At 49.7% G+C, this 18,370-nt stretch carries 28 protein-coding genes; 13 read left to right on the forward strand and 15 right to left on the reverse strand.

Annotation, left to right across the window (positions count from 1 at the left end; genetic code table 11):
• Window positions 1–262: 262 nt before the first annotated feature.
• Window positions 263–853, forward strand: coding sequence for a VOC family protein (locus HFD94_RS04520; protein ID WP_197979775.1), 591 nt, complete (start codon window positions 263–265; stop codon window positions 851–853).
• Here the strand turns inward: HFD94_RS04520 and HFD94_RS04525 are convergent.
• Window positions 850–1,995, reverse strand: a complete 1,146-nt coding sequence (locus HFD94_RS04525) for a MalY/PatB family protein (protein WP_122888764.1) — start codon at window positions 1,993–1,995, stop codon at window positions 850–852. The two genes, HFD94_RS04520 and HFD94_RS04525, sit on opposite strands and share 4 nt — an antisense overlap.
• Window positions 1,996–2,080: 85 nt before the next feature.
• On the opposite strand from HFD94_RS04525, the gene cutC reads away from it, so the two are divergent.
• Window positions 2,081–2,833 carry a copper homeostasis protein CutC gene (cutC, locus tag HFD94_RS04530; protein WP_010258601.1) on the forward strand — a complete coding sequence of 251 codons (753 nt, stop codon included), beginning with the start codon at window positions 2,081–2,083 and terminating at the stop codon, window positions 2,831–2,833.
• Window positions 2,834–3,055: 222 nt separating this feature from the next.
• Window positions 3,056–3,241 (forward strand): AlpA family transcriptional regulator, encoded by a 186-nt coding sequence (locus HFD94_RS04535; protein ID WP_167432787.1) that lies wholly within the window; start codon window positions 3,056–3,058, stop codon window positions 3,239–3,241.
• Between the two features lie 30 nt (window positions 3,242–3,271).
• Here the strand turns inward: HFD94_RS04535 and HFD94_RS04540 are convergent, their stop codons facing one another.
• The 12 genes from HFD94_RS04540 to HFD94_RS04595 all read right to left on the reverse strand — a co-directional run bounded on the left by HFD94_RS04540 (window position 3,272) and on the right by HFD94_RS04595 (window position 9,585).
• Window positions 3,272–3,526, reverse strand: a complete 255-nt coding sequence (locus tag HFD94_RS04540; protein WP_167432788.1) for a pyocin activator PrtN family protein — start codon at window positions 3,524–3,526, stop codon at window positions 3,272–3,274.
• 50 nt (window positions 3,527–3,576) lie between these two features.
• Window positions 3,577–3,924, reverse strand: a complete 348-nt coding sequence (locus HFD94_RS04545; RefSeq protein ID WP_167432789.1) for a hypothetical protein — start codon at window positions 3,922–3,924, stop codon at window positions 3,577–3,579.
• Window positions 3,917–4,336 carry an HNH endonuclease gene (locus HFD94_RS04550; protein ID WP_167432790.1) on the reverse strand — a complete coding sequence of 140 codons (420 nt, stop codon included), beginning with the start codon at window positions 4,334–4,336 and terminating at the stop codon, window positions 3,917–3,919. Before HFD94_RS04550 ends, HFD94_RS04545 begins: the two co-directional genes overlap by 8 nt.
• Window positions 4,336–4,812 (reverse strand): class I SAM-dependent methyltransferase, encoded by a 477-nt coding sequence (locus tag HFD94_RS04555; protein WP_371742523.1) that lies wholly within the window; start codon window positions 4,810–4,812, stop codon window positions 4,336–4,338. Before HFD94_RS04555 ends, HFD94_RS04550 begins: the two co-directional genes overlap by 1 nt.
• A complete protein-coding gene (locus HFD94_RS04560) occupies window positions 4,812–5,489 on the reverse strand; it encodes a hypothetical protein (RefSeq protein WP_167432792.1) in 678 nt (225 codons plus the stop codon). Before HFD94_RS04560 ends, HFD94_RS04555 begins: the two co-directional genes overlap by 1 nt.
• Entirely contained in the window at window positions 5,482–5,694 is a 213-nt protein-coding gene (locus HFD94_RS04565) for a hypothetical protein (protein ID WP_371742524.1), read from the reverse strand. Before HFD94_RS04565 ends, HFD94_RS04560 begins: the two co-directional genes overlap by 8 nt.
• An 11-nt stretch (window positions 5,695–5,705) precedes the next feature.
• Window positions 5,706–6,413, reverse strand: a complete 708-nt coding sequence (locus tag HFD94_RS04570) for a hypothetical protein (protein WP_167432794.1) — start codon at window positions 6,411–6,413, stop codon at window positions 5,706–5,708.
• A 12-nt stretch (window positions 6,414–6,425) separates the two neighbouring features.
• Window positions 6,426–6,830 carry a hypothetical protein gene (locus tag HFD94_RS04575; RefSeq protein WP_167432795.1) on the reverse strand — a complete coding sequence of 135 codons (405 nt, stop codon included), beginning with the start codon at window positions 6,828–6,830 and terminating at the stop codon, window positions 6,426–6,428.
• Window positions 6,827–7,270, reverse strand: coding sequence for a hypothetical protein (locus HFD94_RS04580; protein ID WP_167432796.1), 444 nt, complete (start codon window positions 7,268–7,270; stop codon window positions 6,827–6,829). The genes HFD94_RS04575 and HFD94_RS04580 overlap by 4 nt, the downstream gene beginning before the upstream one ends.
• 11 nt (window positions 7,271–7,281) lie before the next feature.
• A complete protein-coding gene (locus HFD94_RS04585; protein ID WP_167432797.1) occupies window positions 7,282–7,446 on the reverse strand; it encodes a DUF1317 family protein in 165 nt (54 codons plus the stop codon).
• On the reverse strand, window positions 7,433–7,969 hold the full coding sequence (locus HFD94_RS04590) for an HD family hydrolase (RefSeq protein ID WP_167432798.1): 537 nt from the start codon (window positions 7,967–7,969) through the stop codon (window positions 7,433–7,435). The genes HFD94_RS04585 and HFD94_RS04590 overlap by 14 nt, the downstream gene beginning before the upstream one ends.
• A 956-nt stretch (window positions 7,970–8,925) precedes the next feature.
• Window positions 8,926–9,585 (reverse strand): LexA family transcriptional regulator, encoded by a 660-nt coding sequence (locus HFD94_RS04595; protein ID WP_181955343.1) that lies wholly within the window; start codon window positions 9,583–9,585, stop codon window positions 8,926–8,928.
• Window positions 9,586–9,676: 91 nt separating this feature from the next.
• Between HFD94_RS04595 and HFD94_RS04600 the strand changes: the two genes are divergently transcribed.
• The 7 genes from HFD94_RS04600 (at window position 9,677) to HFD94_RS04625 (ending at window position 13,698) form a co-directional block, all read left to right on the forward strand.
• A complete protein-coding gene (locus HFD94_RS04600) occupies window positions 9,677–9,865 on the forward strand; it encodes a Cro/CI family transcriptional regulator (protein ID WP_167432800.1) in 189 nt (62 codons plus the stop codon).
• 37 nt (window positions 9,866–9,902) lie between these two features.
• Window positions 9,903–10,451, forward strand: a complete 549-nt coding sequence (locus HFD94_RS04605) for a YmfL family putative regulatory protein (protein ID WP_167432801.1) — start codon at window positions 9,903–9,905, stop codon at window positions 10,449–10,451.
• Between the two features lie 186 nt (window positions 10,452–10,637).
• The gene (locus HFD94_RS04610; RefSeq protein ID WP_167432802.1) at window positions 10,638–10,832 is read left to right on the forward strand and encodes a DUF4222 domain-containing protein; all 195 of its coding nucleotides are present in this window, start codon (window positions 10,638–10,640) and stop codon (window positions 10,830–10,832) included.
• A complete protein-coding gene (locus HFD94_RS04615; RefSeq protein ID WP_167432803.1) occupies window positions 10,810–11,694 on the forward strand; it encodes a conserved phage C-terminal domain-containing protein in 885 nt (294 codons plus the stop codon). The genes HFD94_RS04610 and HFD94_RS04615 overlap by 23 nt, the downstream gene beginning before the upstream one ends.
• Window positions 11,695–11,705: 11 nt before the next feature.
• On the forward strand, window positions 11,706–12,140 hold the full coding sequence (locus HFD94_RS04620) for a PerC family transcriptional regulator (RefSeq protein ID WP_167432804.1): 435 nt from the start codon (window positions 11,706–11,708) through the stop codon (window positions 12,138–12,140).
• Entirely contained in the window at window positions 12,137–12,259 is a 123-nt protein-coding gene (locus HFD94_RS23105) for a hypothetical protein (protein WP_254920038.1), read from the forward strand. The genes HFD94_RS04620 and HFD94_RS23105 overlap by 4 nt, the downstream gene beginning before the upstream one ends.
• Window positions 12,256–13,698: a dATP/dGTP pyrophosphohydrolase domain-containing protein gene (locus tag HFD94_RS04625; protein WP_167432805.1), complete on the forward strand. Its 1,443-nt coding sequence runs from the start codon at window positions 12,256–12,258 to the stop codon at window positions 13,696–13,698. The genes HFD94_RS23105 and HFD94_RS04625 overlap by 4 nt, the downstream gene beginning before the upstream one ends.
• 246 nt (window positions 13,699–13,944) lie before the next feature.
• Here the strand turns inward: HFD94_RS04625 and HFD94_RS04630 are convergent, their stop codons facing one another.
• Window positions 13,945–14,862 carry a type I restriction enzyme HsdR N-terminal domain-containing protein gene (locus HFD94_RS04630; RefSeq protein WP_167432806.1) on the reverse strand — a complete coding sequence of 306 codons (918 nt, stop codon included), beginning with the start codon at window positions 14,860–14,862 and terminating at the stop codon, window positions 13,945–13,947.
• Between the two features lie 497 nt (window positions 14,863–15,359).
• On the opposite strand from HFD94_RS04630, the gene HFD94_RS04635 reads away from it, so the two are divergent.
• The 3 genes from HFD94_RS04635 to HFD94_RS04645 are packed head-to-tail and all read left to right on the forward strand — an operon-like array spanning window position 15,360 to window position 17,452.
• Window positions 15,360–16,076 carry a phage antirepressor KilAC domain-containing protein gene (locus HFD94_RS04635; protein ID WP_167432807.1) on the forward strand — a complete coding sequence of 239 codons (717 nt, stop codon included), beginning with the start codon at window positions 15,360–15,362 and terminating at the stop codon, window positions 16,074–16,076.
• Window positions 16,073–17,089 (forward strand): DUF968 domain-containing protein, encoded by a 1,017-nt coding sequence (locus HFD94_RS04640; protein WP_167432808.1) that lies wholly within the window; start codon window positions 16,073–16,075, stop codon window positions 17,087–17,089. Before HFD94_RS04635 ends, HFD94_RS04640 begins: the two co-directional genes overlap by 4 nt.
• Before the next feature lie 18 nt (window positions 17,090–17,107).
• The gene (locus HFD94_RS04645) at window positions 17,108–17,452 is read left to right on the forward strand and encodes an antiterminator Q family protein (RefSeq protein WP_167432809.1); all 345 of its coding nucleotides are present in this window, start codon (window positions 17,108–17,110) and stop codon (window positions 17,450–17,452) included.
• Between the two features lie 27 nt (window positions 17,453–17,479).
• On the opposite strand, the gene HFD94_RS04650 is transcribed toward HFD94_RS04645, so the two are convergent.
• Window positions 17,480–18,367 carry a Kiwa anti-phage protein KwaB-like domain-containing protein gene (locus HFD94_RS04650; RefSeq protein WP_167432810.1) on the reverse strand — a complete coding sequence of 296 codons (888 nt, stop codon included), beginning with the start codon at window positions 18,365–18,367 and terminating at the stop codon, window positions 17,480–17,482.
• Between the last annotated feature and the right edge of the window lie 3 nt (window positions 18,368–18,370).

An 18,370-nucleotide genomic window follows, 5' to 3' on the forward strand; every position in this document is an offset into this window, starting at 1 on the left:
TTAGGTCAAATTTATAGGAAGGCGGGGTGGGCTGCAATTGTTTGCCAGGTAAATGAGAGTTATCTTATTGTATTAAAGAAGTTGATATAAATCATATATTTAACATGCTTTCATCAAGGAACTCATGGTCCTAAACAGGAGATAAATCCGAAATGAAAGATGTTATTATGAGGATTAGCGTTAAATTTCGGGCCAAATAAGATGAATCTTATCATTATGTGATGCTCAGCACGCGGCGAGCCAAAAGGCAGGCGGGTTATAAATGCTAAACAAATTGAGAGGAAGTGGGGTAGTGAAGAGATCTTTTCCGGCAGAATTGGATGATTTAAAGACAGATTTAGGACGTTTTGAAGAATCGTTGCAAAGTTTTGCGCAGCGGCTCGGTTTGCGCCTTACCGATCTGGAGGTGGACCATATCGCAGTGCGTTGCCATCAGGACACGACGGCGATGCGCTGGCAGCAAGGTTTGCAGCAGATTGGCACGCAGTTTTCGGCGGCGATGATCAATGGCAGGCAGATTTGCCTGTTTAAACTCCATGACCCGCTGATTGTCGCAGGCAGGCAGATTGATGTGGTTGAACTGCCATGGCCGGGTGAAAAGCGTTATCGCCATGAAGGCTGGGAGCATATTGAGGTGGTGTTACGCGGCGATCATCAGACGCTGGGCGTGCGCGCGATGGCCTTGCTGTCAGATGAGGCGCTGACGCAGCCGGGTATTTCATTTAAAACCAGTTCACCGCAGGGCGAGAATGAGCGCCTGCCCAATCCGACCCTGGCGGTAACGGATGGGCAGACGACAATCAAGTTTCATCCGTGGCGACTGGAGGAGATTGTCGCCAGCGAGCAGAACTAAAGGCGGGCGGCTAACGCACGCTTCAGGCGCGCAACGGCTTCGTCGAGCAGCGCGCGGGTACAGCCGAAATTGAGCCGGACAAACTGGTCATTGCCAAACTCACGTCCGGCGGTTAAGCCCAGCCCGTGCTTTTCAAAATAGAGCGCCGGGCTGGCCACACCCAGCGCGCTGGCGTCGATCCAGGCCAGGTAGGTCGCTTCCGGTGAGGCGAGTGACAGGCCGGTCATCTTATTGACCTGCGACACCAGCCAGTCACGGTTACTGCGCAGATAGGCATTCTGCGCATTCAGCCAGGGCTCACCCTCGCGCCATGCTGCTGCTGCTGCCGTGAGTGCCAGAATATCAACATCTGGCACAATGCCGCGTCGTACCCGGTTGAATTGCGCGCGCAGCCCGGCGTTAGGGATGATGGCGATGGAAGCCCCCAGACCGGCAATGTTAAAGGACTTTGAGGGCGACATCAGCGTCACGCTACGCTGGGCTGCATCTTCGCTCAGTGAAGCAAAGGGTATGTGCTTAACGCCGGGTTGCAGCAGCAGATCGCTGTGGATCTCGTCGGAACAAACAATCAAATCGTGCTTCTGCGCAAATTCCAGCTGCGCCTGAAGTTCCTCGCGGCGATAGACGGTACCGCCCGGATTCTGCGGGTTGCACAGCATTAACAGCCGCGCTTTATCGTCCAGTAGACCTTCCGGCGCATCCAGATCCAGTAGCCAGCGTCCCTCTTGCAGCGTCAGTGGCAGCGTGATCTGACCGCGCTCTGCCAGTTTTGCTGCACCGCGAAACGGCGGATAGATTGGCGTTGGCGCAATCGTCAGCTCGTCAGGCGCGGTGAAAGCGCGCACTGCCAGATTCAGACCGCTTACGACACCCGGCAAAACCACAATCCATTCCGGATTAACGTGCCACTGATAGCGTGAGGCGAGCCAGGCTATCGCGCTATCGATAAATTCAACAGGCGTGTCGCCATAGCCAAAAATCCCATGTTCGGCACGGGTTTTAATCGCATTGATGACGCAGTCAGGCGATCGGAAATCGGTGTCTGCCACCCACAAAGGCAGAATGTCCTGGTCCGCATATTTGTTCCATTTAAGGCTATCGCTGTGACGACGGTCTATCCGTTGGTCGAAATTGAATGCCATAGTTAACTTTCCCGGTAAACTCATTCCAGCAGCCAGACTAACTGATGAATCTGCCTTGAACCAGAGTCATGTAAAGGAGAAGAGAATGACCACACTGGAAATTTGCTGCTATGGCGTGGATTGCGCTGTGACCGCACAACAGGCGGGCGCGGATCGGGTTGAACTCTGTGCCGCACCGCGTGAAGGCGGCCTGACCCCGTCGGCGGGGATGCTGAATGCCGCCCGGCAAGAAGTTTCGATTCCGGTTCATCCTATTGTCCGGCCACGTGGTGGCGATTTTTGTTACACCGCACGCGAATTTGAAGCGATGAAATCGGATGTGGCGTTAATCCGTGAACTCGGTTTTCCTGGTCTGGTGATTGGGATGCTGGATGAAGATGCTCACATTCATCATGGTCAGATGCGGCAGATTATGGCGCTGTGTGACGGCCTGGCCGTAACCTTTCATCGCGCCTTCGATCTCTGTCACAGCCCTAAGCGTGCGCTGGAAGAACTAACGGATTTGGGAGTGGCGCGTATTCTGACATCCGGTCAGCAGCAGAGCGCTGAAAACGGAATTGCATTACTCAGGGAACTAAATGAGGCCAGCACCGGTCCTATTATTATGGCGGGTGCCGGGGTACGTCTCAGCAACCTGCAAAAGTTTCTCGACATGGGGATTGATGAAGTTCACAGCTCGGCCAGCCGCCTTGTCGCGTCGCCGATGCGCTACCGCAAAGCGGGGGTCTCCATGTGTTCAGAAGCCGAGACTGACGAGTTCAGCCGCTACTGTGTAGACGGCGATGTGGTTGAGGCGATGAAAAGCGTGATGCAGATGAGCACCGTTCGGGTCGCCTGAACCACAACAGATTTTGCCGCGCAGCACGCCGATCATTGACGTGGTGTTTGCAAGTACCAAACCCCAGTATCCTTGCTGGGGTTCTTTTTATCTAAAACAAAGGGTTAGGATAAAAAGGGGTCCTCGGGGTCCTCATGGGGTCCTGAGAGTTGCGAAAATAACCCAGTAATGAACAATAATCAACAGTAATGAGACTGGTTAAAATTAGCCTGATGAGGTTGTATGGCTGAAATTGAACTCGTAACTGAAGCGCAGGTAATGAGCAAGCTGAGGGTCACATCAAGAACGACAATCAGGAATTACACGGAAAAAATGGGATTCCCTAAGCCGATTCGAAGCAGGCCAAAACTTTATATACTTGCAGAAGTTGATAAGTGGATTTTGAATGGTGGCGTGAACCAGAGGTGAGCATCTCGGGTTCACGCAGAAAAGAGTTGTTTACGCCTGCATTGCGCGGTGCACCGCTTTGCTTTCTTCTCTTTGCTGATCGATGTAATCAGCAAGGTCTGCGATATGTACCATTCGCGGAGCCTTCTGGCTTTCCGCAGTTCTGAATGTTGGGATTGGCAATCTGTTTTCCGACGCCTTCCGTTCAGCGGTTGCCGACTTCATGCCAAAATATTTCTCGCATACCTGGCTAAGTGGAACGGTTGCCGTCTCATATTCAGCCATCAATAAAAACATTGTATTCATATTCTTCTCCACACATTCCCGCTGCATCAGGTTTGTTTAGCCGTGACAGGTCACGGCATATCGATATTCAATTTCAGTTCGTGCCAGCCGCTGGTGGCCCAGCACGCTGCTTCACCCTGGCAAGGGCATGACTGCACCGGCAGCTGCTCTTTGCATTTCCCGCACTGCTGGTGGGCCAGCGCCTCAAGTTGCTGCGCCAGCTCAGCGGAGTCTTTCCGGATTAACAGCGCGATGTACTCGTTCAGCTCATACGGTTCACGACCAGGGCGGCGTGCGACGCAGTTCTGCGCCAGCATCTCCAGTTCCTGACTATCCAGCGCCAGCTCCAGCTTTTTACCACCGGCAGCGGCCTGTCTGGCACGCTGCGCTGCTTTGCGTTCGGCGGGGGATTTAGACATCAACTGTCTCCCGATAAACCTCAAACCAGAACACCACTGGTTTATCTACCACCTCAACCAAGCCGAAACGTTCCGCTGTGCGGAAATTGACGCTGTACAATCTTGCCCGCTCTGCCTGCGCTGCTATTTGTTCTCTAAAACACTCCAGGGTGAAAGTAGCCTTGAAGAGATTGCAAGGTGCGCATGCTGGGAATAGGTTTCCGATAACGTCATTTTCGGGACGCCAGTGTTCTCCTGTTGCTACTGTCCGGCGTGTTCCATCCTGGCGGCGAGGGCCAAACTCCCATTTTCGCAATGCAGCCTCGACATGATCCGCATGCCACCCCTTATCAGGAAGGTCACAGCCGCAGTACGCGCATTTGCCGCCGAATTTAACGCGCAACTCAGCGCGCTGTTTTTTAGTTAGCGCCATCACTGCGCCTCCTTCAAAAAGATAATCCAGTGCGTTTTGTCTCCCTTACCGGTACGCTGCCAGATCGTTGGCTTCACGTCGGTCAGGGCGATCACTTGGCTTACCGGTATCTGCGTTTCATTCCATTTAAAAATCAGCGTGCCGTGTGGCCGCAAAACACGAAACGCCTCACTGAAACCTGCGCGAATATCATCGCGCCAGGTCTGCTTATCAAGTGCCCCATACTTTTTGCGCATCCAACTTTTCTCTCCAGCGCGGTCGAGGTGAGGCGGGTCAAAGACTACCTGAGCAAAACTGCAATCAGCGAACGGTAGCGCGCGAAAATCGGCGATTACATCTGGGTTGATGTGCAGGTTTCGCCCATCACAAAGCGTGTGCTGCTCATTACGGATGTCGGTGAATAAGGCCCGAGAATCAGTCTTATCCAGCCAGAACATCCGGGAGCCACAGCACATATCGAGGATTGGCTGTTCCATCACTCACCCTCCACGCGCTTAAACTCAATAACCCACACCCATGGATTAGCCTGCCAGCTGTCAGCGCCGTAGATGGATTGCCAGACATGATGGAAGTGCTCATGTGGCGTGGCGCTGTATTGGTATCCCGGAATTGAGTCATGACCACCTAAGCAACCTTCAGCCAGCGCGTCCTTCTCCGTCATGCTATTTAACCGCTCCACACGAACGCAGGTAATCTCCAGCGTAATGCGAGACGCCCAGCGCGGCATGTGGATGGATGGCGTCCACGTATCGACTACTGCTGGTTTATTGCATTTCTCAATTGGCACCCGGTGCGTCTGCTGCGTCCAGCTTTGCTGCTCACTGGCTTTATAAACCAGTGTGGCCACGTCAGTTGCCCGACTGTGTACCCGGAACGTTTCACGCACCCACAGGCGATCACCAACTGCACCGAACGGACACTTAGCCAGAAACTGCTCTTTGGTGTAGTCACACCATGTGCCGCTCTGGTTGCGCATTGAGAAAACATGCTCGCCATACCACTTATCACCGGGCTCGCGATACTCAATAACTTTATGGCCACTGGCCTGCATATTTTTAGCCGGTGACTGGATGATCCGGCGCGTCTGCGTCTTTCTGCCGTCGAGAACTGCACCAACCATGTCGGCGTTAAAGAGGATTGGGCGTTCACGCATGGCGCACCGCCTTTTCATCCATTGACCATGCAGTAGCGAGAGCTTGAGTTACCTGGTAGAAATCGTGTTTAACAACAGCTTCAGAAAAGGTTCCGTCAGCGTTGACCGTTTCAATTTTTGTGTAATTTCCGCCATGAACCTGATCAGGGCTGAATTGCGTTACCGCATTAGTTTCGATGATGGTAGAGCCATCAAGCGTCATCATTTTCAATCTCATCACTCACCATCCTTACCGGCGCGGAGTTCTGCGGCGAAACCTGCGAGTGCGATCCGGAAAGTTGAACCTTCAAGGGTTGCTTTTGATGCAAACATTTCCACACCCTCAGCCCGCACAGCGTTGAGGTAGGCGTCGGTGGCTGGGGTAGCGAGATTCGGCAGGAGCGCATAATCACAGATGGATGAGATATGGCTACCGAGGTAACTATCCTCTTCCGTGCGGGGCCGCTCATCAATCATCGTTGCCCGCTGCAGAATGACTCCCCATACAGTCCGGTCGGTTTCTTCTGACCATCCGTCGCATGCATCACCACGGTAGTAGTCGATGTCGCTGTCTGCTGCTGCAATAGCCTTTTCAGCAGAATCATGCTCTTCAAAGCCGCTGTCAGTGCCATAGCTGAAAAAGCCGATTCCGCTTTTCAGAATGGCATTCTCAGCCGCCAGCTCATCACGCTGCTGCTCCAGCGCCTGGAATGCTTCGGCAATGGCGAGGATGTTGGCAGGGCTGCAAAGCTCCAGATAATCGCAAAGCCATGATGCTTCGTTTGAGTTGCTCCCGGTGGAGATTACAGCTTCGCCGCGACTCTCGCAGATTATCTCGTGGGCTTGTTTGCCGTCTTTATCCTGGCAAAGCGCGCTACTCCAATCGCTGCCGTGCCAGTCCGCAACAAACTTCGCTTGCTCAACTAATTCATTCAGCTTTTCCATCACTCACCATCCTTAACCCATGCATTCCAGATACAGCCCGCTGGCAATCAGACGGGCGCGGCGTTTTGCTGCTTCACAGTGGCGCTTCTTTGCCTTTTCAGAGCAGTCATTCCTGTGGTTGATCACCATTGGCTTACATGGCGGGGGAGCAACGCGGCGCGGATTTCTGACCAGGGTATAGGTGCGGTCAATGGAGCCACCACCGAGACAGACCTGATTGGATGCCTCAACCTGAAGTGTTTCACCACCGCGGCGCATGATGTGAAGTACCAAACGGTTGAACTCACGCAGGGTCATACCGAGACGTTCCGCCAGCTCACGGCCCGTTGCCGGGCCTTTTGATAACTGCCAGGCCAGCTTTTCGCTGAACCCGGCGTTAGGGCCATGACTGCGGCGATACTGAGCTACCTTTTTCATGACACCACCTTCAGCGTTACCGTTCGTGAGCGGAGTAAATCCATTTCCATTTGGGAGATGATGTTGATCGCTTGTAAGGTGCCTGGCAGCTGTTGATTACCCATAGTTGACACAGCTCGACGCGCCTCACCGAGTGCTTCACCGCGCAGAGTTCGAATCCATTGGTCGCAGGCTGGCGTAGCTAATGCTGCATTCAGGTCATCAATCAGCGTCAGGTCTGCGCCTGCAGCCTGTAGGGCTGAAATAGTGTCAGGCAGCACGCTGTTGATGCGCAGAACCTCTGAAGCCATCAGGCTGGCGCGGACGGTGGCAACATCAAGACGCGTAGCCAAATCACTCACCATCTTTGCCATTTCCAGCAGAGAGGTTTCTTTACCGATGCTCCTGGCGAACTGGTGGCCAGCAGCGACGACTTCTTTATTCGATTTAGAAGAAAGCATGTTGCTGGCCCTCAGTGGATGGTGATGTTGATGGTTTTATTAAGCCGCTCAGCTTCACGCTGCGCCTTAATGGGGTTACTGATTACCGAGCCATCAGGCATAATCCAGCCGTTCAGGATATGGCTGTAGGGCAGGGTGATGATGCCTAGGGTGATATGATCATCAGGCTTTTGCATTGTGCTGCTCCCAAAGCTCATTAAATCGGGTGATGAAAAGCACTCTTGCCTGACGCGGGTTTAGCGGGGTGATAAGGAAATGCGCTGGCTCAATATTTTCGAGGATCGGCCAGACCGTACCATCGTCCATGTCGAAATCACGGCGTTCGGTAGCCAGAAGAACCAGATCAGCATGCTTCACGCATTCAGACATACGCACAGGGATGTTGAACCGATGCCGAACAGCCAGATCAATACGAGCCTCAACAGCTTTATAATCGGGCAAAATCGATTTCAGTGGGGCTGCAATATCATTGCAATAAGCCTCAGCGGCATCGTGCATCAGCGCCTCAAATGCATACTTCTGAGGCACCACTGTGCTGCAAAGTACAGAGTGTTGAGCCACGCTGTAGAATTCGTCCAGATGACCAGTGAAACGGCAGATGTTCGACAGGGCGCAGGCAATATCTTCAATACAGATTTGCTCTGGTTCCGGGTCAATGAAGTTGAAGCTTTTGCGACTATTGGTGCAAACCCAGACCATACAATTTCTCCACACACGATTTTTGGTTGCATGAATCCCTTGCCAGTTATGGCAATAAAAAACTTTTGGGATTCGTTTAAGTTGGCTGGCGGGTTACTGCAATAACCCACAGCCCGATTACTCCACACACTTGAAAGGTTGCTGCGGTGCCGGGTGCCTCCCGGTGCTCTGGTCAGACTGACAAACACCAGAGCGGAAACTCTTAGACTGTGTGCAATCTTTGTCAGTCTTCCGCGCGCGCTGGCCGCATTCACCACAACGGGGAGAGCATTCATCAACGGCTTAATACTGCGCCTCCAAATACTCTTTCCTGTTGTGTGCCGGTCTTTCCCGGCTGTCAGTTCTTTATTGCCATCTGAACTCATCGGCCTAACGAGTTTTAACGACCTTTACCGTTTGCATAGTCTTGTCGCCGCTAATATCGGTAGCAGTACCGCTACTTTGTGGACATTTATTGAGACCGTCTTGAAGTAGTAAGCCATCCAGTCTCGTTCATAGAACTTTCAAAAATTCTTTCAGCGAGGCTTGCTCTAATCTTTTTAAAAAAGGGCGGTTAAACAAACCTTCATGAGTAACCGCCAACACAGCAATTCCGTACTCTTAAAGCGCTGGTCCGCGAACCACATCTTCAACATCACACTGCACACTCACCACACCGGCATCACCACAACAGACAACATCAGCATCTGGGAAGAGCCTCAAAAAGGTAATCAGGTCCCTGACCGTTGTGTTCGACATGTTTTTAATCATCTTCACAGTACTGCCCTCACACCACTGCAACTGCTTTTGCGAATCATCCCGAACTTCTTACGCCTCGGGCGGCTACTTCGTGGGCGTCCTGCCTGTTCGCTGCTGATGTAACCGAATGTACCTTTAGTTACTCTTGGTGTCAATACTGCATGTACCTTTAGTTACCATCAGGGGCATAAAAAAGCCGCTGCTAAGCGGCTGGGTAACTATAGGTTCTGAGTAACCTGAACAACTTTGCCGATTATTCGACAATTTCCGTCGATTGGGATTGGTTTAAACACTGGATTTAAAGGCATCAGATACGCGTGAGGGCTATCCCATACAAGTTTCTTCACAGTGGCCTCAGATGATCCGTCAAGTATGGCAACAACAATCTTGCCATACAGATCATCGAGCTGCCCGTAATTTGGCTCAACGATAACCACGGACCCTTCAGGTATGGATGGTAATCCTGACGGGTTAGTCATTGACTCACCACGAACGATTAAACCAAATACTTCGTCAGAAACATCACTTGTTGTAAGAGTCCAATTTAACACGTCGCTCAACCTTGAACTTGCATAACTATCCGTCCACATTCCCGCCTGGACAGCCGATATAATGGGTACTGATGTCGGTTTCTTTAAGTGAGGGACCGTTTTTGTATCATCTTCCAAAGATGCCCCTTTGGAATATAAGAGCCATTCTGGCGTGGTCTTAAGCAACTTTGCCAGTTGGTGCAAATTCTCCCCATCAGGCTTAGTTGTTCCGTTCTCCCACTTAGTGACTGATACGCGGCTGACCCCGAGTGCTTTTGCTAACGCATCCTGGGTCATATTCAGGTCAAGTCTCTTTAGTCGTATGCGATCTTTCATTTCTGTTTTCATGTAACCAATGTTACCTAAAAGCACTGTAACTTTTGTTTGCTTTTGGTTGTACCTTTAGTTACATTGAGTCCATTGTTTGAAGGAGGAAAAAATGCTTAAAAAAGTCGTCGTTGCGCACTTTGGCGGAATCTCAAAAACAGCTTCAGCGCTCAGCATCTCACACCCAGCTGTTTGCAGGTGGGGTGAAGTAATCCCTGAGAAGCAGGCTTTTGTCATTGAGAGAATCACCAAGGGTCATCTCAAGTATGACCCGCAGCTTTATGCGAAGAATACAGCCTAATTGGCACTGAAATAACCACAGGAAAGAGGGCTTAACCGTGGATCAGAAACACTGGCAAGTAGAAAAGCAACCAGCCTGGCTGGTGGCAGCAATTAAAAAGACCATCTCAAGTCTTCCGGGTGGGTACGCAGAAGCTGCCGAATGGCTGGGCGTTACAGAAGATGCTCTGTTCAACCGCCTGCGCACTAATGGCGATCAGATTTTCCCAATGGGTTGGGCGATGGTCCTGCAACAGGCAAGCGACACCAAGCACATCGCTAACGCGGTGTCCCGTCAGTCAAACAGCGTCAACGTTCCGCTGGTGGACATTGAGGATGTTGATAACGCGGATATCAATCAGCGACTGATGGAGTCAGTTGAGTGGATTGGCAAGCACTCTGCCTACATCCGCAAAGCAACAGCTGATGGTGTGATTGATGCGGCGGAGCGTGAGCAGATTGAAGAGAACAGCTATCAGGTCATGGCTAAGTGGCAGGAACATCTGACGCTGCTTTATCGGGTTTTTTGCCCGCCAGAAAAGGTGAACGCCGCAGGATTGCAGCCCGCGGCGTTCGATGCGACTAAATCAACGTGTGTGGAGAACTAATCGCGTGATCAATTTAACCAGATTACCAGGGTTACCGCAATTCCGTTGCCTCCCTTCAGCTGGTGGCCGCTTCAGCAGTGAGCCGCTGCGGTATGTGCTTAATGTACCAGGCGGCGCAGAGGAAGTTAACCACAGCTTTGTTGACTGGGCTGTGGGCGATGCTAACCAGCGAATGAAGGCGACCAAATGCGAGAGCTTGACCGAATCTTCCGCGATAAGCGCGGCGTCCCTGTACGGGTCATACGCTGGGAGCCAGAGAACGACCGGGTTATCTACCTGCGTGACGACTATGAACATGGTGAGTGCTTCAGCTCTCTCGAACGGTTTAAGCAATATTTTAGAGAGGTCGAGGTAGCCAATGAGTTTACTTCTGAAGGTTAAGCCTCTCGTGATTAGCCCGATGCTTGCCCAGCGGATTGGTTTGAATGAAGCCATCGTGCTGCAGCAGATTTGTTACTGGCTGGAGGACACCACATCTGGCGTTGAGCATGAAGGCCGGCGCTGGGTTTATAACACCATTGAAGACTGGAATGAACAATTCCCCTGGTGGTCGTCAGATACGGTTAAACGTGCTCTGACCTCGCTTAAGAAAAGCGGGCTCATCTATGTTGAGCAGCTGAAAAAGACTCAACATGATCGCACGAATTTCTACGCAATTAACCACGCAAACCCACTGTTGGCCGATGAGGGCAAATTGCCCTCATCGAAGGATGCAAGTTGCACTCATCGAAAAGGGCAAGCTGCACCTATCGATAAGGGCATTTTAACCCCATCGATGGGGGCAAATTGCCCTCGTCTTACAGAGAATACAACAGAGAATACTACAGAGATTACAACAACCCCTTCTTGTCAGGTTGCGGGGCAACCCGACCATGCCCCTGATGCAAATCAGGCTGCTTTTAGCGTGCTGGAGCATCTGAACCGCGCAGCAGGCATGCGCTTTCAGAAATCAAAATCCTCACTGGCACCAATTCGCGGTCGCCTGGCTGAAGATTTCACTGCTGATGAACTGATCCTCACTGTGGATTACTCAATCGCGAAGTGGGCTGAAGACCCAAAAATGTGTGAGTACGTCCGACCGGAAACAATTTTCCGTCCGGGTAAGTTCCCCGGCTATCTGAGTTCCGCGCAGAAGTGGGATAAAGCGGGGCGGCCTAAGTGCATCAACGGTAAGTGGCAGCGTGATGTGATGGCTATCTCATCAATGGACTATGAAATTCCTAACGGCTTTCGCGGCGCATAGGGGATAGAGCGATGATTAACCACGAATCAAAAATTCTTGAACTGATTACCCGCAATGGCCCGCTGAAGGTCCGCGAACTCTGCAAGCTTACCGGCCTGCATGAGACCTCAGTGAAGCGCTTTATCAAACCGCTTTTCACCAGAGGGACTCTCAAGCGTGCCAGCGACTGGAGTTATTCGATCAACACCGCTCCGGTGCCAGAAGAGAGCGAAAAGCATCGCCAGCTGGCGAAGCAGGCTACCGAACTGGAGGCTAAAGGGTTCTGGTTGCGTGCTGCACAGGTCTGGCGTGAAGCGATGCTGGTGGCCCGGTTCGATGCATCCCGCAATGAAGCCAAAGAGAACTGCGACCGCTGTGCCGCAAGAGGCTCACTTAACTGTGGCAACTATGGCGGGCTTGATACAGGCCGTATTGGCGAAAGCTTCCTGAGTGAGGATCGCCAATGAAAGCGCACCTGAAGAGCCACTACCAACGCAATGAGATTTTCTACCAGGCCATCCGCACCGCAGCGGTGATGATTGCCGCCCTGATTATTGTCCTGACATGGGAGCTGACCACAGCATGAGCACATTAGCGCGCATTTACGACGACAAGAAAAATAGCGATACCGATATCACCACCCGTAAAACTTACCTGCTGGGCGTTGATGAGTTGTATGTAGAAACTAATTACAACATTCGTGATATCGATCAAACCCATGTCGAGGAGTTCCGCGACGCCTTTATCGCTGGTGAACATGTGCCTCCGCTGGCTGTTAAGGTCACCGAGAAGGGCATTAAGATCATCGATGGCCATCACCGCTATTACGGTGCGAAGCTGGCTCAGGAAGCAGGCTATACGCTGCGCCTTGAGTGTAAGGACTTCGTGGGCAGTGAGGCCGACAGTGTGGCATTCATGGTCACCAGTAGTCAGGGCCGCGCTCTGTTGCCGCTGGAACGTGCAGCCGCCTATCAGCGCCTCGTTAACCAGGGCTTAGAGCCAGCCGAGATCGCCGCAAAGGTGAAACGTTCGATCACCGACGTTGAACAGCACCTGCAGCTGCTGACCGTTGGCGAGCCTCTGATTGAGATGGTGAAATCCGGTGAAGTGGCCGCAACCACAGCAGTAGCCCTGCAGCGTGAGCATGGCGTGAAAGCATCATCAGTAGCACAGGAGCAGATGCAGATAGCCAAAGCAGCGGGCAAGAAGAAGCTGACCCGATCTGCAGCCATCGTGTCACCAGCAAAACTGCGTGAAAGAATCCGTGCAGAGCATGCGGCGTGGTCACAGGAAACTTTTGGTGATGTAGGCCCGGTTGGTCCTCTTAAGCACCTGGCGAAAGAAGCTTTGGAAGCAGCTGAAGCACCTGACGACCTGTCAGAGTGGGCTGACCTTCAGTTTCTGCTGTGGGATGCCATGCGCCGCGCCGGTATCACCGAGGAAGAGCTTAACGCTGCGATGGAGCTGAAACTCAGCGTCAATAAATCCCGCAAGTGGCCCGAACCTGAAGACGGTGAGCCGCGTGAACACCTGAAGGCTGATAGTGAGGATGCTGTTGAGTCTGAAAAAGATTATGGCGACGACCTGCCACTGCTGAAGCATGAAATCCTTGAGAAAAGCGGTGTTGAGGTTTGGGGCTGCGTTATTGCTGCGTTCAAAATGAAGGCTGAGTACACATACAGCGAATCCAAATGGGCGCATACATGGGCGGCAGACTCCGTTGAGAATCCTACCTGTGTGACCGTTCCGGCAGAGACGATTGCCAGTGCAGTGCGCCTCATCAAGCAGCACCAGGACGATCTTGAACTGAAACTGTGGCTTTCAGAGCAGCACGATGATTCAGAGATGGCAACAGAGCAACTGATGCGCTTCTCAGCAGTGTTGTCTGAAGTTCGCCAGGACAAGCCATGCTCTGTTCAGGAGTTTATCGCGCTGGTGGAGCAGACCGACCGTGATTGCTGGTCAAACATCCGCATGCTGCGTCAGGCTATTCGTGATGAGGCTATTTTGGGTGTTCAGCTCTAATTTCCAAAGTGACATAAATTCAGCATCGGCACTGCGTAATGTCTAAAAGGCTGATAGACAGTTTTAACTAAAATAGCACCCATGGGTACTTCTTTATGCAATATGTTTATTTAAGTGTTTTTATTTCTGGGTAGATAGTAGGTTTTGGTTTGAATTTCATTTTTAACTAATCATTTAAAGCCGGTTTTTACCGGCTTTAAATGGTTTGTTGCGATAGTTGCCCCGACTTTAAAGTGAATAAATTTATTATTCCATTTCTTTTTTTGCTAGCTCTTCCCATTCGTCAATTGAATGATTATAAGGGAATACTTCTTTAACAATGAAAGGTATGTAGCTTTCCTCGGCATTATGATGTATTTCGCTGCTAATATTACTTGAAATGCCGAATTTTACGTCTGGGTCGTTTTCTGAGAAGTTTATATAAAAAGGCTGCTGGCTTAAAGCGAGCCTAATCCTGTCTGCCTGCTCTGGTGGAAGTATCTTGAGTAATTTTTTAAATGTCTTTTTGTTGAAGTCTAAAGAAATAGCCATATCAACATCACCGGGTATGGTTGATGTGCAGGTGTATGATTGTTCACTCAATCGACTGATAAATTTAGTATTTATGGCTGGTGCAGTAAAAAGCCCACCTTTCACGAAACCCATTTTACGCATATAAATACCAAAGTCAGGTGCATAATTAATAAGTTGTGGGTTGGCCTTAATTTCAGGGTTTAAAATCCTAAATAACTTATCCCAGTTGCTATCAATATCTTTTAATGAAAACTTGAGCAAAGGATTTAATTCCCGGATGCTGTATAAAACAAATTCCTTCCCATTGCATAATGCATACATTTCCGCTCTGATTTCAGGATGTATAGCATAACTATAAGCTTGCTCAACGTGTACGCTTTTACTTATTTTCTCAATAGGAGATTTTGCATCAAGAATCCAATATGGACGAGCATCAGAAAGAAAAACATAATCCGGTACTATTGAAATTTTTCTTGGCTGTGAACCTATTGAAACAAAAGGATGTGAAAGTGTTTTGCTCCTGATTACACGGCTATCCCCTGATGCTTTATAACCAAGTGCTTTGATAATTGGTAAAATCAGCTCCTCTCTAACTGAATCCTCTTTAAATTCATCAGAGTTAAGTAGGTCAAAATCAAAATCATCGAACATATTAATTCCTTTTTATTTGTTAGGTGTTTAATTTTCAATGCGATTAGAAAATTTATTTTGCATAAATTAGAGTGTTGTCTTTAGTGGGTTTTTTCCACACTTTAATATTTAATATCACAAAATACAATCTTCATTGGATTCGCCCAGCTTAATGCAGCTCGTATCATGGAAAGTAGTCCTAAAGGATTTTTTTACAAGACCATAGTTAGTTTTACCCATTGTTAATGATAATCGCCGTCTTGGTGAGGTGTTCTTGCATGATGCGCCCTGTTTAGTCATTGTTCTCTTGTATACATACTGGAGCTTACATTTGTGGCCAGTAGCAGTTGTCCTTCAAAAGTAAGCATTTGACTAAGACCAGGTCGTGAAATTAATTATTTTATCGTTATGATGTGAATGTTGGGAAGCGTATGCAGACGCTGTCCGCAAAGGTTGGTCCCGTTCATTTGCAGATGATGGGGCGGGGCCGGTTAAAAACAGTGTGTGGAGAGGTCAAAATGCTGAATCAATCAGCGGGTGCCATTGCGCCTGTAGTCAATGCTATTCAATCCCCAATCATGACCAGCCGTGAAATTGCTGATCTCACAGCTAAGCGTCATCCAGATGTTAAAAGAGACATTGAAGCCATGCTGCTTCAGCTTCAGGAAGATGCGAGCAGATTTGCTCACATCTACTTAGACAGCATGAACCGCCAGCAGACTGAGTATCACCTTGACCGTGAGCACACTGAATGCCTCATCACCGGCTATAGTGCCATCCTTCGCATGAAAGTGATCAAGCGGCTCCATGAATTAGAGGAAAGCCAGCCAGTCAAAATCCCGCAGACCTTTGCTGAAGCACTCCGCCTGGCCGCCGAAATGGAAGAGGAGAAGGAGCGCCTGCAACTGCAGCTGACTGAAGCCGCGCCAAAGGTTGCTTTTGTGGATCGCTACGTCACGGCCACCGGCTCAATGACATTCCGGCAGGTGGCAAAACTTCTTGAGGCTAAAGAGCCAGAGCTTCGCCTGTTCCTCATTGAGAGCCGGGTTATGTACCGTCTCAATGGCGTCCTGACACCCTACAGCCAACATATTGAGGCTGGTCGATTTGAACTTAGAACCGGCACCACTACCGATTCTAACTATGCGTTCAGTCAGTCCCGATTTACCGCGAAGGGCGTCCAGTGGATTGGCGGGCTATGGACAGCGCATAAAGCGGCAGGCGGTGCTGAGTGAGAGCATTACTTACGCCTGAGGTAGCACCCCGCACCGGAATTGTATTGCTGAAGCCAGGACCAGACCTGTTGAAGCTGTTTAAGGGCAGGGTGGTGATCAGCACACCGACAATGGATATGGCAGACCTGCCGTCAGGGCGGCTGAATGATGGCACGCAGCCGCTGCTCGATGAACCCTCACTGATTCCCTTCTTCAGCCACGAACGCGTGATAAAGGCCGTTGGTGGACCGAATGCGCTGGCATCTTTCGTCCAGTCCTTCGGCTGCTGCCAGTGGGAGAAGCTGGATGTATGGCATCACCATGAATTCACAGTGTCAGAAATCAAAAACGGCCTGGTGTCTCTTTGCTATAGCCACGATAATGAGTTCAGGGAAAACGGCGTACCCGGTAGCCTGGAGAATATCGCCAAAGGTAATACCGCACTCTGGATAATCAGGGCGGCATGCAGTCAGATGGCGCTAAATGGTGGCCACCAGCTGACGCTGCCTGAACTGTGCTGGTGGGCAACCCTGAATGATGTGATTGACCTGATACCAGAGGCACCGGCCCGGCGCGTTCTGCGTATGCCGAAAGAGACCATCCAGAGCGGCGAGCTTAAAGAAGCCCGCATTGTTCCGGCGCGACCGGCTCGCGAGGTAATTCAGGATGCTGCTCAGCTGGTCAAAAAGATAATCGACCTGCGCACCGACCCGGAATCACCAGAATCATTCATGAAGCGCCCTAAGCGCAAGCGCTGGGAAAGTGAGAAATACACACGATGGGTAAAGTCGCAGACGTGCGCATGTTGCGGCGTTCAGGCTGACGATCCTCATCACATCATCGGACATGGACAGGGGGGAATGGGAACGAAGGCGCATGATTTATTTGTGATACCGCTATGCAGAGCGCATCACGATGAACTGCACCGGGATATGAAAGCGTTTGAAGCAAAATATGGCAGTCAGGTTGAGTTGCTATTCAGGTTCCTTGATTTCGCGATTGCAGTCGGCGTGATTGGGACAAATAAAAAATAAAGTGTGTGGAGAGTTTAAATGCGTGACATGTCACAAGAGCTTGAAATGTGGGGAGCGTGGGCTACTTCTGAAAACAGCGGTGTAGACTGGAATAGTATAGCTGCAGGGTTTAGAGGACTTATACCACATTCAGGAAGAAGAATAGTTCACTGTGATGACGACCGAGGGATAAAAATTGATAGCTGCGTAGCGCGCTTGAAAAAGTATAAGCCTGAGGAATACGAAATTATCATAGCTCACTATGTATTGAGGATATCTTTAAGATCTATAGCAAGAAAAAGAAAATGTTCAGATGGAACTATTAGAAAGGAACTCCAGACGGCTCTTGGGTTCATTGATGGAATGTTATGCTTAATTGATTGAAAGGGAGCCGCCTTGGCGGCATCCTCATTAGATATAAGGCCTCTTGGACGTCGATTTAAATATTTTTTGTGTTACTTCTGAAGTGAAAATGTCTTCATCTAAAAAATCCAACAAAGCTTTTATCTCTCTTTTTACCTCTGGGATGACAATTTTTTCGACGTTTCCAACTTTAATTGTTTGGAGCGGAAATCGAATTTTCCTTGCAGCATCCTTTAAAGCGGGGATGTTCGCCGCATTAAGTATTCCGCTTTGTTTTATTAATGTTATTTTAGTTCTGATAATTGAATCTGAAACGGATTTAAGGTTAAAATTCAGCTGCGTAGAAAATATGGGATCATTAGCGAAGTCATCAACATCATCATCGGTAGCTTCTTCAAAATATCTAGTCATGTCAAACAAGCTACGCATTTTAAAAAAGCTTTTAAAATAAACTTTGTCATCATTTATATAAGTTGTTATTTTGTCATCGATATTAAATCCTACGTTATCTGCTTTGCTAAAGGTATTTTTAGCAGCAACCAAGCCCATCAAGAAGGATTTGCTGGTATCTAGTATTTGTTTTTTGTTAAAAGTTTGTACAGCAATAATTTTATTATTGCCAGGAGATTCGACACCTACAAAAAGTGCCTTTATATGTTTGATGTCAACGGTTGTTGGATCCCACTCCTTGATTGCTGTATTGCGCGTCACTGCGTCAATTAACACTCTCGCTTCAACAAAATCATTTAAAACAAAGCACTCATCATAGGTAGGTGTATAACCCGCATGGAAATCAATTATGTTGTCATGGTGCGTTTCAAAATGCTGCTTCTGATCTTTAAACGCTTGATCAACCATGGCACTTGATTTCTTGTCAAGTTTAATTCTGAGTACTTTAGTAGTTACTTGATTATCCATCAAAGCAAAGAGGGCCATTTT

Origin of the sequence: Pantoea sp. EKM20T (genome assembly GCF_011800485.1) — a bacterium.
Taxonomy (GTDB): Bacteria; Pseudomonadota; Gammaproteobacteria; order Enterobacterales; family Enterobacteriaceae; genus Pantoea; species Pantoea agglomerans.